The organism is Xenorhabdus sp. TS4 (genome assembly GCF_014467265.1).
GTDB lineage: Bacteria > Pseudomonadota > Gammaproteobacteria > Enterobacterales > Enterobacteriaceae > Xenorhabdus > Xenorhabdus ehlersii.
In genome coordinates this window covers 1-16,796 of the sequence record NZ_NKHQ01000017.1, presented here as the reverse complement: position 1 = coordinate 16,796, position 16,796 = coordinate 1, and the positions used below count along the sequence as shown (strand labels likewise).

Sequence of the window (16,796 nt, the reverse complement as noted above, 5' to 3'; positions counted from 1 at the left end):
GCTTTTCTCCAAGTAACGGTGTTTCTCTGGATAAATAATGTACCGTGACTGTTTGCTATATTTCCCAGTCCGGTAAGGTTTCTGTCAGGGTTGAGATAAACTCGACAGTACGCACCTTAGCAGGGCGGGTAAAGAGGGTTTTTGCCGCCCCCGATTCAATAATCTCGCCAGATTCCAGAAATACGACATTATGAGCAAGATTGGCAGCCAGACGCAGATCATGCGTTGCCATTAACATGGTAGTGCCTTCTCCTGCCAACTGTTTCAAAACCGAGACGACTTCTTTAGATAATTCAGGATCAAGTGCCGATGTTGGTTCATCGCACAGCAGCACTTTGGGGGACGGAGCCATCGCTCTGGCGATTGCCACACGTTGCTGCTGACCGCCTGACAATGTGGCTGGCCAAACATCCGCTTTGTGGGATAATCCGACTTTTTCCAGCAACGCCAGCGCCCGTTCTCTGGCGCGTTCGCGGGACCATTTTTGTACCCAAATCAGCCCTTCCATAATGTTTTCAATCACCGTCAGATGAGGGAAAAGCTGGAAGTTCTGGAATACCATGCCAGTTTGCAGGCTAAAACGTTGGATTTCCCGATGTGGCAATCGTTCCTTACCGGTAAAGGTGATCTGCTCTTTACCAATTTCCAGCTTGCCAGCCTGTGGGATCTCCAACAGATTAATACAACGCAGCAGGGTGCTCTTTCCACTACCGGAAGGGCCAATAAGTGCCGTCAGGCTGCCTTCTTTAATGGTCAGGTTAATATTTTTCAGCACCTTCTGTCCGTCGAAACTTTTTTCAATGTTGGTAAGCTGAATCATCTTTGGCTTCCTTATTATTATTGCTATTTTGCTGGGTGAATTTCTTTTCCAACCGGACTTGCAGTGCTGACAATACTGAACTTAAGAGCAGGTAGAGAATGGCGGCCTCGGTATACAGGATTAACGGTTGATAAGTGACGGCGGCGATGCGCTGTGCCGCCAGAAACATTTCTGGCACGGTAATAACGGAAGCCAGAGAGGTATCTTTTACCAGCGAAATAAAGGTATTAGACAAAGGAGGAATGGAAACCCGTGCCGCCTGAGGCAGAATGATCCGGCGCAGTGATTGCCACCAACTCATGCCGATAGAATGAGAGGCTTCCCATTGCCCCTTGGGAACAGAAATCAGCGCAGCACGGATCACTTCTGAGGTATAAGCCCCGACATTCAGGGTAAAGCCGATAATGGCGGAAGTGAATGCTTCCAAAGTAATGCCTGCGCTGGGCAGGGCGTAGAAGATCAAAAATAGCTGTACCAACAGAGGTGTACCGCGAATCAACCAGACATAAAACCGAACGACAGCAATCAGGGGTTTAGGACCATATAGCCTGATTAAAGCAACGATAAATCCCAATGAGATCCCAAGTACGAATGTAATCAGCGTGAGGGGAATAGTGAATGTCAGGCCGGCATAAATCATCGGCCATAGAGAATCCAACGCTAAATTGAGCCATGATGGGGTCATAGAACCTTCCTGATAGATATTAAAAATATGTTTATTTTTTATGGGGTTGTTTTAATGATGATATGGCAAGAAAAGGTGAACGTTATATACAATAAAGTTATAGCTTAGAACCTGAAATGTACGTTAAGAGCCCATTCCATCAGGCTCTTGTTTTAATTATTGGTCTGTCCTTTCAGCGAAATATTTATCCCATATACGTTGATAAGTACCATTCGTTTTTATCTCAGTAATCGCTTTATCTACTGCGGTTTTTAATTCAGTGTCGTTTTTACGCAATAACACGGCAGTTTGTGCTGCCCGGGTATCTGCGGCAACAATTTTTACCGGAGCATCCGGGCGATGTTTTTTGTAATCGAGGTAAGAAAGTTTATCGTTGATGGTGGCATCAGCACGACCTGTACTTACCAGATCTACTTCCTGATTAAAACCATTAGTGCCGATAATGTCGGCGCCATAATGCCTGGCGATCTGGGCAAAGTTATTGGTCAGGGTATGTGCCGATTTTTTTCCTTTTAAATCGCTAAATGTCTTAATATCGTTGTTATCTTTTCGGGTAATCAGTACGGCTTCTGAAATAACGTAAGGTAAAGAGAAGCTGTATTTTTTCTCACGTTCCGGTGTAATGGCGATTTGGTTCATCACGGCATCGAAACGTCCGGCATCAAGCCCACCAATCAAACCATCCCATTTGCCTTCAATAAATTCAGGCTTCACTTTCATGCGCTGAGCAATTTCACGACCGATTTCCACATCAAATCCGGTCAGGTTTCCAGAGGCGTCATGATAACTGAATGGGGCATAGGCACCTTCAGTTCCAATCCTGAATATTCCCGTGGAATGAATGTTATCAAGAGTAGATTGTGCATAAACGAAGTGGGTGAAACCCAATTGAATAATGCCCGCTAATAATATATTTAGTATGGATTTCATGTTATCTATTTCTCCGAGGGGAATTATTGTTTTTAAATTATTTTTACTATAGAGGTAATATCATAAGATTTATATATAAAATAAAGTTATATCATATCCTGATGTCATTGCTAATCAATAAGATTTATATTGATTATCGTTTAATTATATTTATCATAAAATGTATCGATTTCTCAGCTACCCTAAATATAACGTTAAATATAGGTGCCCAGTGTTGAATTCATTCTTTAGGAAAGGCATGGTTGATTCTTTGCCGGTTTGTATCTCCTTTTTCCTTATTTTTACTTCGATTGGTGCTCTTTATCAAAGTCACGGTATTCCATTAATGGAAACATTAGTCGGATCATTGTTGATATATGCTGCACCGTTACAAGTCGCTGCGGTGGGTTATCTGACTGATGGGGCGATACTTTCTGTTATCATTCTGGCATTGTTGATCAACTTCCGCTTTTTCTTGATGGCAATAGTGATGTCACAATATTTTCATGGCATCCCTAAGCGAAACATTTTGCTGTCGATGCTGGGATTTAGCGCCAGCACTTATACAGTGACGCATTCACATCTCTCTGCGGAAAATATCACGGATGGAAAGTCCCAATTTCATTTTTATCTAGGCGTTGCAGTACCTTGTTTTGTGATTACATTTTGTGCCACTTTACTGGGGTATATTTCGGCAGAATATCTGGATTATGGTTCCCTTTCACTGTTCCTCGTGATGTTGGTTCCCATCCATTTTGCTTCCCTGACTGCCAAGCGTTCGGGCAAGGATATGTCTGTCTTGGCGACAGTGATGGGAGGGGTTTGCGCCCCGTTATTGAATGAAGTGGATATGAAATTAATGGATCTCGCAGTCCCTATTTTATGCGGAATAGTGATTGCGTTCATTGAACGGAAAATCAGAAAGGATAGAAGCTCATGATGCTGTTGATCGTATTGATGGGATTAATAAGTTTCATATTAAGGATAGCCCCTTTTTTAATGAATAATAATCGCTGGTTTAAGGGAAAGGGATTGCTAATTACTTCCCTGGATTATGCCATCTGTTTTATTCTGGGGACGATTATCGTTAATATTTCATTAAATAATTTATCCTTAAGTGAATTAATTGAACAGTTTAATATTAAATATGTGTTCGCATTGATTACGGTGATGTTGGCTTATTTTATTAGTAAATATACGAACTCAATATTAAAGAGTTTGGTGCTTTCCCTGCTATTTTTTATGTTGATGCAATGGTTGTGGTAAAGGAGTTGGCCTATAAATTCAGATGGGCTGAAACAAAAGTATTAGTCTGTGATTGGCTAAGTTGGAAGTCAGGGCAGTTTCCTGCCCTGTAGGTTAAGGATGAGCAATTTCCTTTCTTGCTAATTCAGCGAGAAAAGAAGAACGGTTTTTATAGTGACCATTTTTCTCAATGTAGCGATCTATCGCAGTTAATAAATTGCCGGGCATGGTCAAGTTGAATTTCACCGCCTTTGATTCGTATTTCGCTGGATCTAACTCAATGAGCGCAATAACCCCGCCATCTTCAGATAAGCGGTCATCACCGATGTAATCCGATGGATTTTTGGGTGCAGGGACATACCCGCCTTGTTCAGTCAAAACCTCCATATGCTGTCCGAAAGCCCTTTCAGCATCACGGATAGTTTCTTCCAAGGTATTGCCAGCGAAAAAACAGCCGTCAACATCGGGAAAGTAACCGTCGAAACCATCTTCTGTTTTAAAGATAAAAAGCGGATAAATCATAATATTACCTCGTCATTTATGATAAGTAGTACAGAGAAGGAGCGGTTATACCGTTCCTTTTTGTTACAACAATTTCAATCCTGAAATGTTCTGTGCCTGCCGGGATAACGCCTTTTGACACATCCTTTCGGGGATGCGGTACGGTGATTATCTTTGCGATCCCCGGTTTGGTTAACGTGATATGGCTTCCGTCTTGCCGTGCCTTTGTCCACCCGTTAACCATCAGGCGTTTGATTAACTTTTGTACTACTCATCAACCCTCCATTTTGCTAATTGGTGGGTATAATGCCTATAAAGCTTCCAGTGATCAATATATTTATGGGTGTTATACCCATAAAGAGAGTCATAAATATGACACATATTCCCCAACTTCACTGACGAAATAGGGGAGGGGCATTCATGGCGGCATACTGTTAATGCAGAATAGATTGCACAAAAAAAGCCACTGCAAACTAAATTACAGTGGCTTATATGAATAAATTTCAACTAAGAAAAATTACAGTGCAGCGATAGTCTCTTTCTGCGCCAGTAATTTCTCTTTTGCGGCCTTGTTGGTTGCCAGGCGTTCGCGCTCCTTGGTAACTACGGCTTCCGGTGCACGGCTGACAAAACCTTCGTTAGTCAGTTTGACTTCAATACCACTAATCTCTTTATCCAGCTTCTCGATTTCTTTATCCAGACGCGCCAGTTCTGCATCTTTATTAATCAAACCGGCCATTGGGATCAGCACTTCAGCCCCATTGATTAGTTTGGTGACAGAAACAGGTGCTTCTTCTCCTGCCGCTAATACGGTAACAGAAGAAAGACGGCCCATTGCCTGAAGGAAATTGAGGTTTTCAGCGACACGGCGTTGTGCATCATCATTTGCATCACGCAGCAGAACTTCCAGCGGTTTGCTTGGCGCGATGTTCATTTCTGCACGAATGTTACGTACTGCAATGATCGTTTCCTTGATCCACTCCAGATCGTTCAGCGCCAATTCATCGACTTTCTCCTGATCGAATTCAGGGAAAGATTGCAGCATGATGGTATCTGCCTCGATGCCTTTGACGACTTTTACTCGTTGCCAGATGGTTTCAGTGATAAATGGAATGATTGGGTGTGCCAGACGCAGCAAACCTTCCAAAACTTCAATCAGGGTATGGCGAGCTGCACGGACTTCAGCTTCTGTACCTTTGTTGATTGCCGGTTTGGATAGTTCCAGATACCAGTCACAGAATTGGTTCCATGTGAATTCGTATAGAATGTTAGCGGCGATATCGAAACGATAAGTATCCAGTGCTTCACGATAGTCTTTAACGGTCTGGTTGAACTCTGCCAGAATCCAGCGATCTGCCAGTGATAGCGACATTTCACCACCGTTCTGGCCGCAATCCTGTCCCTCAGTGTTCATCAGCACGAAACGGCTGGCATTCCACAGTTTATTACAGAAGTTACGATAGCCTTGCAGGCGCTTCATGTCCCAGTTGATATCACGACCGGTAGAAGCCAGTGCTGCCAGAGTGAAACGCAGGGCGTCAGTACCGTGGGCTTCTATGCCTTCCGGGAACTGTTTTTCGGTACGCTTGCGGATTTTCTCTGCCATTTGTGGCTGCATCATATTGCCGGTACGTTTTTCCAGCAGGTTTTCCAGAGAGATACCGTCGATCATATCCAGAGGGTCGATAACGTTCCCTTTGGATTTTGACATCTTCTGGCCTTCTTCATCGCGAATCAAGCCAGTCATATAGACTGTCTTGAATGGCACTTGTGGCTTGCCGTTTTCATCTTTGATGAAGTGCATGGTCAGCATGATCATGCGGGCAATCCAGAAGAAAATAATATCGAAGCCGCTGACCAGCACATCAGTTGGATGGAAGGTTTTCAGCGCTTCAGTTTGCTCAGGCCAGCCAAGGGTGGAGAATGTCCATAGTCCAGAGGAGAACCAGGTATCCAGGACGTCTTCATCTTGAGTCAGGATGATATCTGCACCTAAATTGTTCTCGCGGCGAACTTCTTCTTCATCGCGGCCAACATAAACATTGCCTTGTGCGTCATACCACGCCGGAATACGGTGGCCCCACCACAACTGACGGGAAATACACCAATCCTGAATATCACGCATCCAGGAGTAGTACATGTTTTCGTATTGTTTTGGTACGAACTGGATATCACCGTTCTCAACCGCTTCAATCGCCACTTTCGCCAGTGGTGCGGTACGAACATACCATTGGTCGGTCAGCATTGGCTCGATAATTACGCCACCACGGTCGCCGTAAGGAACTGTCAGGTCATGAGGTTTTATTTCAACCAGCAGGCCCTGTTTTTCGAATTCGGCCACAATCGCTTTACGGGCAGCGAAACGCTCCATGCCACGGTATTCAACAGGAATGTCAGTCGAGTAGATAGCGGAAGCTTCGCCGTTGCTATCGAAGACTTCTGCGGCTTCGCAAATATTGCCGTCGAAAGTCAGGATGTTGATCATTGGCAGGTTGTGGCGCTTACCGACTTCATAGTCATTGAAATCGTGGGCTGGGGTGATTTTCACGCAGCCAGTGCCTTTTTCCATATCTGCGTGTTCATCGCCAACAATAGGAATGCGGCGGTTCACCAGTGGTAAGAGGATTTCTTTGCCAATCAGATCCTTATAACGTGGATCTTCCGGGTTCACGGCAACACCGGTATCCCCCAGCATGGTTTCTGGGCGAGTTGTGGCAACAATCAGGTAGTCTTTGCCTTCCGCAGTCTTAGCGCCGTCAGCCAGCGGGTAGCGTAGGTGCCACATGGAACCTTTCACTTCACGGTTTTCGACTTCCAGATCAGAAATCGCAGTGCGCAATTTCGGATCCCAGTTAACCAGGCGCTTGCCACGGTAAATCAAATCTTCTTGATACAGACGAACAAAGGCTTCTTTAACCGCTTTGGACAAACCTTCATCCATCGTGAAGCGCTCACGCTCCCAATCTACGGAGTTACCCAGACGGCGTATCTGGTTGGTGATATTGCCACCCGATTCTGCTTTCCATTGCCAAATCTTGTCGATAAAAGCTTCACGACCATAATCATGGCGGGTTTTGCCTTCTTCTGCCGCGATTTTGCGTTCAACAACCATTTGAGTCGCGATACCCGCGTGGTCAGTCCCTGCTTGCCACAGGGTATTTTTACCCTGCATACGTTGGTAACGCACCATGGTATCCATAATAGTCTGCTGGAATGCATGTCCCATATGCAGGCTACCAGTGACGTTTGGTGGCGGAATGACGATGCAGAAACTTTCACGGCTGGTATCGCCATTCGGCTTGAAGTAACCACTCTGTTCCCAGTGGTTGTAAAGGGGTTGCTCTATCTCTGTCGGGTTGTATGTTTTATCGAGAGATGGCTCAGATTGCGTTTGATTAGCGGGTGTCTTTTCCATTGTGTCTTGATATTCAATAGGTTGGCGGGGTTGCCATGGTCAAATTAAAGCCGACGCTACGATAAGATTTATATCGTTCGCGCGCTAACTGTTTCAGATTTTCATCAATAGGAACGAAGTCTATCACTTCATGGAAAGCTGTGGCAAAGTCTGCAAAATGAGGAAGCAGTGTCACCAACACATCGCGGGGAGCATTGCCTCTTTTTTGCGGCCAGCACAACTCCACGGGGGCGCCATAGCGGGGACCTTCGCCGGCAAGATTGTGCGGTACAAATTGGCTCGGCTCTCGTTGCCATAATGCTTCATCCAATTTTTCGGCCTGTTGTTGGCTTTCACAAGCAATCAGGATCCGCTTTCCTGCACGCCATTGATCAGCAGCAAGCTGACATGCCAGCCATTCATGTGGCTGTAGATCATCTGACGATGATTGTTCCGATAACCGCTTTTCCGGTGACAGCTTTTCTAATAAATAGAAGGTGGCGTTTTTCATAGTTTCTTGGTTGCAAGATTACTGGAAACAGTAAGGGTATTGCAGTTGCAATACCCTTAATTCCATTAAGCGGCAGGAGCATTAATCATCAGAATTCAAACCTGAACGATTTAACAGGAATTGTGATAAGAGTGCAACCGGACGACCTGTTGCTCCTTTCGCTTTACCTGAACGCCATGCTGTACCCGCGATATCCAGATGTGCCCAGTGGTATTTGCTGACAAAGCGGGACAAGAAAGCACCTGCGGTAATTGCACCACCAGAGCGTCCGCACGCGTTTACCATATCCGCAAAATTGGATTCTAACTGCTCGGTATATTCATCAGCCAACGGTAGACGCCATGCACGATCGCCTGCTTGCTCTGAAGCATTCAGTAGTTCATGTGCCAGTGGATTATGGTTAGACATCAGGCCAGTATAATGGCCACCCAGAGCGACGACACAGGCGCCGGTCAAGGTTGCGACATCAATGACCGATTCCGGCTCAAAACGCTCAACATAAGTCAGCGCATCACACAGTACCAGACGACCTTCCGCATCGGTGTTTGTCACTTCAACGGTCTGGCCGGACATGGTAGTCAGAATGTCTCCAGGACGATAGGCGCGTCCGCCAGGCATATTTTCACAACCTGCCAGGACACCGATGACATTGATTGGCAATTGCAGTTCAGCAACAACGCGCATGGCGCCATAGACAGAAGCGGCGCCGCACATATCATATTTCATCTCATCCATGCCTTCGGAGGGTTTGATCGAGATACCGCCGGAATCAAACGTCAGCCCTTTGCCCACCAATACGATCGGTTTCGCATTGGTGTCTGTGCTGCCTTTATACTCCATGACTGCCATCAGGGATTCATTCTGCGAACCCTGACCAACCGCCAGATAAGAATTCATACCCAGCTCTTTCATCTGCTCTTCACCAATGACTTTGGTGGTCAGATTAGCCACGTTATCAGCAAGCTGGCGCGCCTGTGATGCCAAATACGCAGCATTACAGATATTGGGTGGCATATTGGCGAGATCTTTCGCCGCCTTGATACCCGATGCAATGGCAAGACCGTGCTGAATAGCGCGTTCACCGCTGGTCAATTCGCGGCGGGTCGGTACATTGAACACTATTTTGCGCAGTGGGCGACGCAGTTCATTTTTGCTGCTCTTGAGTTGATCAAAAACATACAGTGACTCTTTGGCTGTTTCGACCGCTTGACGTACTTTCCAGTAATTATTACGTGCCTTCACATGCAGTTCTGTCAAGAAACAAACTGCTTCCATTGAGCCGGTTTCGTTGAGAGTATTGATCGTTTTCTGGATAATTTGCTTATACTGGCGTTCATCCAGTTCGCGCTCTTTTCCACATCCAACCAGCAAAATACGCTCAGACAGTACATTCGGAACATGATGTAGCAACAAGGTTTGACCTACCTTGCCTTCAAGTTCACCACGGCGTAATAAGGCACTGATATAGCCATTACTTATTTTGTCAAGTTGCTCTGCGATAGGGGAAAGACGGCGGGGTTCAAATACGCCGACAATAATACAGGCACTGCGCTGTTTTTCCGGGCTACCGCTCTTTACACTAAACTCCATGAGTTCTCCTGAATCTTAAAGACAAAGACGGATACAATCGCTAAAATACCGCGTTCCGCATTCATTCATCCCAAAGAAAATTAACGGTTATGTTAAGCTAAGCATATTATTTTTTGGTACTTAGATAACGATAACTATGTTCTAATTGGGAACCAATATATGGAATGCTTTGGTATCATTTTAGCGATGGGGAAGCCAAACTGATTCATATAAATGGTAGATATACGACGAAGTTAGCGACTTTCCTGCAAAAAGACAAGTTTTCACAGGCGTAATAAGCGTGATCATCATTAGATATCTAGTACGGGAAACCCTGAAAAGCCAAATCGCAATACTGTTCATCTTATCGCTGATCTTTTTCAGCCAGAAATTAGTTGACGTATTGGGTGCGGCGGTGGAAGGAAATATTCCTGCAAATTTGGTTTTATCCTTGTTAGGTTTAGGTGTGCCAGAGATGGCGCAGCTTATTTTGCCCCTGAGTTTATTTCTTGGGGTATTAATGACCTTTAGTAAACTCTATACCGAAAGTGAAATCACCGTCATGCATGCCTGCGGGTTGGGCAAAAATGTATTGGTGAAATCAGCCCTTATTCTGGCTCTATTCACATCAGCGTTGGCGGCAGCTAACGTTATCTGGATCACGCCGTGGTCTGCCAAATATAAAGCGCAAGTCCTGGCGGATGCAAAAGCCAATCCAAGCCTTGCGGCGATCATGGAAGGGCGGTTTAAGCCTTCCCGTGATGGCAACATGGTGCTGTATATCGGTAACGTGAAGGGCAATTCTTTTGAAAATGTCTTCCTGGCTCAGCTCCGTCCGGCGAATGACCAGCGCCCTTCTGTGGTCATTGCAGATGGTGGGCATATGGAAGAACGCCCGAATGGTAATCAGGTGGCGGTACTCCATCAAGGAATGCGCTATGAAGGTACGGCACTGTTGCGTGACTTCCGCATTACTGAGTTCACTAATTATCAGGCCGTGATTGGGCACCAAAAAGCAGATATCGATAACAAAGTTGAGCAAAAATCGATTGAACAGCTTTGGCGTGACACCGATAACGACTCCCGTGCAGAATTTCACTGGCGCCTGACGTTGGTTGCTTCGGTGTTGATCATGGCGTTGATGGTCGTGCCGTTAAGTGTCGTGAACCCGCGTCAGGGGCGGATACTCAGTATGCTGCCAGCCATGTTGCTCTACCTGATTTTCTTCCTGTTGCAAAGCTCCCTGCACTCCAATGGCAGTAAAGGCAAACTTGATCCCCTGTTATGGATGTGGTTGATCAATAGTGCGTATTTTGCTTTGGCTGTGGCGCTTAATCTGTGGGATACCGTATCCATGCGCAAACTGCGTTCACGCTTTAAGACTCAAGGAGCGTCATAATGTTTGGGGTATTGGATAGATATATCGGCCGGACCATCCTGCAAACCATCTTGATGACTTTATTTATGCTGGTATCGCTTTCCGGCATTATTAAGTTTGTCGATCAGCTTCGCAAAGTCGGACAGGGGGAATATACCGCACTTTCCGCCGGCATTTATACCTTGCTGAGCATTCCCAAAGATATTCAGATTTTCTTCCCAATGGCTGCTCTGCTTGGGGCTTTATTGGGCTTGGGAGCACTGGCAACACGTAGTGAGCTGGTGGTTATGCAGGCCTCTGGCTTTACCCGCCTGCAAGTGGCGGGATCAGTCATGAAAACCGCGATCCCGCTGGTCTTGCTGACGATGGTCATTGGCGAATGGGTTGCCCCGCAAGGAGAGCAATTAGCCCGTAATTATCGCTCGCAAAAAATGTATGGTGGCTCATTGATGTCCACCACTAAAGGGCTTTGGGCGAAAGATGGCTATGATTTTGTCTATATCCAGAGTGTCGGGAAGGATAACACCTTGAACGGCGTTAACATCTATCATGTTGATGACAACCAAAAACTGTTATCCATAAGGTATGCGGCTTCAGCGGTGTATGACAAAGATAACCATCAATGGAAGTTATCTCAGGTTGAAGAATCCGATTTAACCCAAGATGGGCGGATCACTGGGTCACAACGTATTTCTGCGGACTGGAAAAGCCGGCTGACACCAGAAAAGTTAGGCGTCGTTTCCCTCGATCCTGAAGCGCTTTCCATACGCGGCCTGCATCAATATATTACCTACCTGCAACAGGGCCAACAGGATGCAGGACGTTACCAGCTTAATATGTGGAAGAAAATCTTCGCACCTTTATCGGTTGCGGTGATGATGCTGATGGCACTCTCCTTTATCTTCGGGCCACTGCGTAGCGTGCCGATGGGATTCAGGGTTGTGGTGGGTATCAGCATGGGCTTTGTGTTCTATGTCTTGAATGAGATATTCGGCCCGCTCAGTCTGGTTTATAGTATGCCACCGATATTAGGAGCACTGTTGCCGAGTCTGTTATTTTTCGTTGTGAGTGTTTACTTACTTTTATATAGAAAATAATAACCTGATATCTCAGCAAACTTATCCGTCGCCTCCACCTTCAATAGTGGAGGCGATTTGTTTGTAAAAAACTAAATTTGATTATGATTGCTCGCCAATGCGGCAATTAATTTATTAACTCCACTCGTCACACGACTAAATTTACTTTGCTCCTTGCGGGTCATTACCACAAATACACCGATATTGCTTTCAGGGATCATTGCCATATAGGTATTAAACCCACCGCCGCCGCCCGTTTTCTGGTAAATACCTTTGGCATCCATATATACCCAGCCAAGCCCAATACCATCCACCAGACCCGCAACATCCATCCCTTTGATTGATTTCAGATCGGCACGCTTAAAGTAGATACCTTGTTCACGGCTGGCAGTCTGCTTCCTTAACTGATTATGGGAAGATAAAAATTGCTGCATCCAGCGCTGCATATCTGTGGGAGTGGAATAAATCCCGCCACTACCCGCGGCGGCAATGGTGTTTACGCAAGGGCTGGATTTAACCCCTACCATCAAGCGGGCGCATTGGGATGGGGTGGGCGTCAGTGTCGTATCTTTCATGCGATAAGGACGGGTAATCTCCTCTTGCAGCAGACGGGAATAGGGTTTTCTTGTTGCTTTAGAAAGGGCATCAGCCAATAAATCATAGGCCAGATTGGAATACGAAGCCGTCGTGCCGGGTATAGCATCTATTCTAGCGGTTTTCAGCCAAGTCCAACGGTTCGATTGAGTCGGCCAAATAAACACAGGGCGTCCCCATTTTCCACCAGGCTGTTCCCGAGGCAACCCGCTGGTATGACTCGCCAGATGGTATAGTCGGATTGGTTGATTTGCACCATAATTCGGCACATGGACACCGTAATAAGTGTATTTCTGCAACGGATCGGTAATTTTGAGGTGTTTCTTCTGTGCCAGCTTAACCATGATTTCGCTGGTCATCAATTTGGTAATAGAAGCAATACGAATTAAAGAATCCTGGCGTGGCCGAACGCCGCTCCCCGGATAAGTTTCTCCAAAACTGCGATGTATGACTTGATTATTATCGATGACCACCATCGCCATTCCCAAAGGATTGCTCTCTTCGAAGATGGATTGGGAATACTGATCGACCAATGCCGTAGCCATTTTCTTGATATTGCCATTACTCTCGAACACTTCCCATTTTGCAGGTTGCGCATTGGATTGCTGAAATTTTTTCTGGTGTGAATGACCAGAATCTGCACAAGCTGAAATCGCCCATGTCATGACGGAAACTGCACACAGTTTATATAGCCGTTTTTTCATTTTTGGATTAACCAATCAGGGAGCATTCAAGTGGGGGAATAAAGCTGTTATTTGTTTTTCTTAAATATCGCCATAATGGCACCAATAACGATACCCAACAGGATACCTGTAAAAATCCAACTGATAATAGTCATGATAATTTCCCTCATAGCAGTTTATTGTTTTGAATTATATAAGGAGTTTATGGGTTGTCTATTGATTGGAGGGAATTGTGTGAAGAGGAATTTGCGGGGTGTGATGGCAAAGTTGGTTGGGTTTTAAGCGTTACGGGTAAAGATTTGGTGAAAAAATAGAATAGGCGACTCTTTTTTCAGCACTTGAACAAAATCGAAAGGATAAGTGTTGCGAATGCGCTTCTGACAGGTATAATAACCCCCGTTCTCCGAATCATTTCAGTGCCGAAGTGGCGAAATCGGTAGACGCAGTTGATTCAAAATCAACCGCCTTCGGGTGTGCCGGTTCGAGTCCGGCCTTCGGCACCATTCGTTAGTTTACTAACGTCTACCCAAGTCTACAAACTCCCAAAAAAACCCAATAAATCAAGATACTTAGTTATTTTGCCGTCTACTGTGGTCTGTTGCAATCAACATGCAGCAAGGGGCATAATTTGGGGCACCTACACTTCGATTTTAAATGTGCCCCAAAAATGAAACTAAACGCCCGACAAATCGAGACTGCAAAACCGAAAGAGAAATCCTATAAATTAGCGGATGGCGCTGGCCTATATCTCGAAATCACGCCACGCGGTTCTAAATACTGGCGCATGAAGTATCATCGCCCCACCGATAAAAAAGAAGATCGGCTGGCCTTTGGTGTCTATCCTGTCGTTTCATTAGCTGATGCTCGCGCTAAACGGGATGAAGCTAAAAAATTGCTCGCTCAAGGGATTGATCCCAAAGCAGAGAAAAAAGACGCACAAGCCGAATCAAAGGGGGCATATACTTTTGAACGGATCGCCCGTGAATGGCACGCCAGCAATAAACGGTGGAGTGAAGACCATCGAGACCGAATTATGCGAGGTTTCGAGCAATACATTTTCCCCTACATTGGTACTCTCGATATTCGCACTTTGCGAACCAGCCAACTGTTAGCACCGATCCAAACCGTTGATACTGATGGCAAACACGATATAGCCCAGAGATTACAACAGCGTGTAGCTGCCATCATGCGTTATGCGGTTCAAAATGACATCCTTGAATATAGCCCTGCCAATGATATGGCAGGCACTCTCACTATAGTAAAACCCAAACATCACCCTGCATTGCCTCATGAACGCCTACCTGAATTTTTAACTCGTCTTTCCTGTTATCGCGGGCGTTTACTGACCAAAATTGCAGTAGAACTGACTTTATTAACATTTGTTCGTTCCAGTGAAATAAGATTCGCCCGTTGAGATGAAATCGATCTTGAAAGGGCTGTCTGGCATATACCAGCGACACGAAAACCCATTGATGGTGTTAAGCATTCTCAACGTGGTATGAAAATGAAAACAGAACACATTGTACCGTTGAGCCGTCAGGCTATTTCGCTTATCGAAACTTTGCACAACTTGAGCGGAGAAAGTGGGGTAATGTTTCCCGGCGATCACGATCCAAAGAAAGTAATGAGTGAAAACACCGTCAATAATGCGTTACGTACAATGGGCTATGACACCAAAACAGAAGTTTGCGGACACGGATTCCGCACAATGGCACGTGGTGCAATGGGAGAATCTGGCCTGTGGAGTGATGACGCAATCGAGCGCCAGCTAAGCCATATAGAAAGAAATAATATCCGAGCGGCATATATTCACACATCCAAACATTTGGATGAACGGCGGCTGATGGTGCAATGGTGGGCGGATTATCTGGATGCTAACAAGGAGCAATTTGTAACTCCTTATGATTTTGCCAAACCGTTTCGTGATAGAAAAAAGCAGTAGCTCGATCAACGAAAATTTTTTACTGATGGGATAACCAATTACATATTGCATAAAAGAATGACATAAAAAAACAACGCCCCAATGTGCTGATACACATCTGAGGCGTCTAACCAATGACCGTTATTAGGAGTAACGATGATGGCTGATATACAGCATACCCAAACTCACCCTAAATTTACACATTCAGATAAAACAGGCGGACAAAAACCGCTCGACCTAATCCAATCCGTGAAAAAATCTGCTATGTATCATTGGGAAAATCTTCTACCTGCCTGTGGTGTTGATATTCCCGCAAAAGGCAAACATGGCTCCTGTCCTATTTGCGGCGGAACTGACCGTTTTCACTTTATTGATGATCACCATAACGGCAACTGGCATTGTCGCCAGTGTGACGCTCCAAACTATGGCGATGGACTGGATTTAGTGGCAAAAACCAACAGGATCTCGATTACGGAAGCTGCTAAAGTTGTGGCTAACGTGCTGGCGCTGCCTTTGCCAGAATATAAACCAGCCAAAGAAACCATTCAAACAACACAGCCAATTGCCGAAAGAGTAGCGGCACTAATGACGCTAACTGTCGCCGGAGAATCTCCCTATTTAACTGCAAAAGGATTGCATTGTTCTAACCAGCGATTACTGAAAGATGGTTCGTTATTATTGCCATTGATCACACTGGATAAAAAAGTTACAGGTGCGCAGATCATCAAACTGGATGGAACAAAGAAATTACTGTCTGGTAGCCAAAAGAAAAGTGCTTTTATTGCATTATCAAAGTTGGGAGAACATCCAGACACAGTGATCATTACCGAAGGTTACGCCACGGCATTGACCGTTAGCCAATTACATCAAGGCACCGTTCTGGCTGCAATAGACGCAGGTAACCGTTATGACTGGCAACTTTTTCTGGAAGTCACCGGAGCCGGAGGCAGTGGCAAAAGTATCTTTGCCAAAATTTGTTCCATGCTGGCAGGTAAAGGTAATACCGTTTCCGCAAGTATGGCAGCACTGGAAAACCCACGGGAACGGGCGTTGATTGTCGGTTATTCGCTGATTATCCTGCCAGACCAAACTCGCTATGTGGGCGATGGTTCCGGCATCAAGGCAATCACGGGTGGTGATGAAGTTGCTATCGATCCGAAGCACAAACAACCCTATTCAACTCGTATTCCAGCGGTGGTATTGGCAGTAAACAATAATGCCATGAGTTTCAGTGATCGCAGTGGTGGAGTATCGCGCCGCCGGGTGATTTTCAACTTTTCCGAAGTCGTGCCAGAAAACGAGCGTGATCCACTCCTGCGGGATAAAATTGCGGCAGAATTGCCCGTGATTATCCGGCATTTGCTGCATCAGTTCGCTGATCCACAATTAGCTAGGCGTTTACTAGATGCTATCGTCATGAGATTTTCAGCCAAAGGACAAGGCAACGGATTTGCACTGCGGCAAGAAAAGACGCGCTATTTTTTGCATAGCGAGTGGCTATACCACGCCA

General features: G+C 45.6%; 12 protein-coding genes, 1 tRNA gene and 4 pseudogenes. 7 read left to right on the top strand and 10 right to left on the bottom strand.

Annotated features, from left to right (window positions below; genetic code table 11):
* Positions 1 to 55: 55 nt before the first annotated feature.
* From Xets_RS09935 to Xets_RS09925, 3 genes are all read right to left on the bottom strand, one after another.
* Positions 56 to 820, bottom strand: coding sequence for an amino acid ABC transporter ATP-binding protein (locus Xets_RS09935; protein WP_099133886.1), 765 nt, complete (start codon positions 818 to 820; stop codon positions 56 to 58).
* Positions 798 to 1,505, bottom strand: coding sequence for an amino acid ABC transporter permease (locus Xets_RS09930; RefSeq protein WP_099133885.1), 708 nt, complete (start codon positions 1,503 to 1,505; stop codon positions 798 to 800). Before Xets_RS09930 ends, Xets_RS09935 begins: the two co-directional genes overlap by 23 nt.
* 156 nt (positions 1,506 to 1,661) lie before the next feature.
* Positions 1,662 to 2,435, bottom strand: a complete 774-nt coding sequence (locus Xets_RS09925) for an amino acid ABC transporter substrate-binding protein (RefSeq protein WP_187651535.1) — start codon at positions 2,433 to 2,435, stop codon at positions 1,662 to 1,664.
* Positions 2,436 to 2,673: 238 nt separating this feature from the next.
* Between Xets_RS09925 and Xets_RS09920 the strand changes: the two genes are divergently transcribed.
* Together Xets_RS09920 and Xets_RS09915 are read left to right on the top strand one after the other, a co-directional pair.
* Positions 2,674 to 3,354: an AzlC family ABC transporter permease gene (locus Xets_RS09920; RefSeq protein ID WP_187651534.1), complete on the top strand. Its 681-nt coding sequence runs from the start codon at positions 2,674 to 2,676 to the stop codon at positions 3,352 to 3,354.
* Positions 3,351 to 3,680: an AzlD domain-containing protein gene (locus tag Xets_RS09915; RefSeq protein WP_099133882.1), complete on the top strand. Its 330-nt coding sequence runs from the start codon at positions 3,351 to 3,353 to the stop codon at positions 3,678 to 3,680. The genes Xets_RS09920 and Xets_RS09915 overlap by 4 nt, the downstream gene beginning before the upstream one ends.
* A gap of 93 nt (positions 3,681 to 3,773) precedes the next feature.
* Here Xets_RS09915 and Xets_RS09910 read toward each other — a convergent pair whose 3' ends face one another.
* The 5 genes and pseudogenes from Xets_RS09910 to pepA form a co-directional block, all read right to left on the bottom strand.
* Entirely contained in the window at positions 3,774 to 4,181 is a 408-nt protein-coding gene (locus tag Xets_RS09910) for a type II toxin-antitoxin system HicB family antitoxin (RefSeq protein WP_099133881.1), read from the bottom strand.
* A gap of 63 nt (positions 4,182 to 4,244) precedes the next feature.
* Positions 4,245 to 4,404 (bottom strand): annotated as a pseudogene (locus tag Xets_RS09905) (type II toxin-antitoxin system HicA family toxin).
* A 273-nt stretch (positions 4,405 to 4,677) separates the two neighbouring features.
* Positions 4,678 to 7,575, bottom strand: coding sequence for a valine--tRNA ligase (locus Xets_RS09900; RefSeq protein ID WP_099133880.1), 2,898 nt, complete (start codon positions 7,573 to 7,575; stop codon positions 4,678 to 4,680).
* A 13-nt stretch (positions 7,576 to 7,588) separates the two neighbouring features.
* Complete coding sequence (locus tag Xets_RS09895) at positions 7,589 to 8,065, bottom strand: DNA polymerase III subunit chi (protein ID WP_187651533.1); 477 nt, start codon at positions 8,063 to 8,065, stop codon at positions 7,589 to 7,591.
* 81 nt (positions 8,066 to 8,146) lie between these two features.
* A complete protein-coding gene (pepA, locus tag Xets_RS09890; RefSeq protein WP_099133878.1) occupies positions 8,147 to 9,655 on the bottom strand; it encodes a leucyl aminopeptidase in 1,509 nt (502 codons plus the stop codon).
* Positions 9,656 to 9,935: 280 nt separating this feature from the next.
* Here pepA and lptF point away from each other — a divergent pair, with 280 nt between their 5' ends.
* Positions 9,936 to 11,033, top strand: a complete 1,098-nt coding sequence (lptF, locus tag Xets_RS09885) for an LPS export ABC transporter permease LptF (RefSeq protein ID WP_099133877.1) — start codon at positions 9,936 to 9,938, stop codon at positions 11,031 to 11,033.
* Positions 11,033 to 12,109, top strand: a complete 1,077-nt coding sequence (lptG, locus tag Xets_RS09880; RefSeq protein ID WP_099133876.1) for an LPS export ABC transporter permease LptG — start codon at positions 11,033 to 11,035, stop codon at positions 12,107 to 12,109. The genes lptF and lptG overlap by 1 nt, the downstream gene beginning before the upstream one ends.
* 71 nt (positions 12,110 to 12,180) lie before the next feature.
* Here lptG and ampH read toward each other — a convergent pair whose 3' ends face one another.
* Positions 12,181 to 13,386: a D-alanyl-D-alanine-carboxypeptidase/endopeptidase AmpH gene (gene ampH / locus Xets_RS09875; RefSeq protein ID WP_187651532.1), complete on the bottom strand. Its 1,206-nt coding sequence runs from the start codon at positions 13,384 to 13,386 to the stop codon at positions 12,181 to 12,183.
* A 397-nt stretch (positions 13,387 to 13,783) separates the two neighbouring features.
* Between ampH and Xets_RS09870 the strand changes: the two genes are divergently transcribed.
* From Xets_RS09870 to Xets_RS09860, 3 genes and pseudogenes are all read left to right on the top strand, one after another.
* Positions 13,784 to 13,868: transfer RNA gene (locus tag Xets_RS09870), tRNA-Leu, on the top strand.
* A 164-nt stretch (positions 13,869 to 14,032) separates the two neighbouring features.
* Positions 14,033 to 15,307, top strand: a pseudogene (locus Xets_RS09865) (tyrosine-type recombinase/integrase).
* A gap of 138 nt (positions 15,308 to 15,445) precedes the next feature.
* Positions 15,446 to 16,690 (top strand): annotated as a pseudogene (locus tag Xets_RS09860) (DUF5906 domain-containing protein); the annotation flags it as partial.
* A 10-nt stretch (positions 16,691 to 16,700) separates the two neighbouring features.
* On the opposite strand, the pseudogene Xets_RS09855 reads toward Xets_RS09860, so the two are convergent.
* Positions 16,701 to 16,796 (bottom strand): annotated as a pseudogene (locus tag Xets_RS09855) (IS5/IS1182 family transposase); the annotation flags it as partial.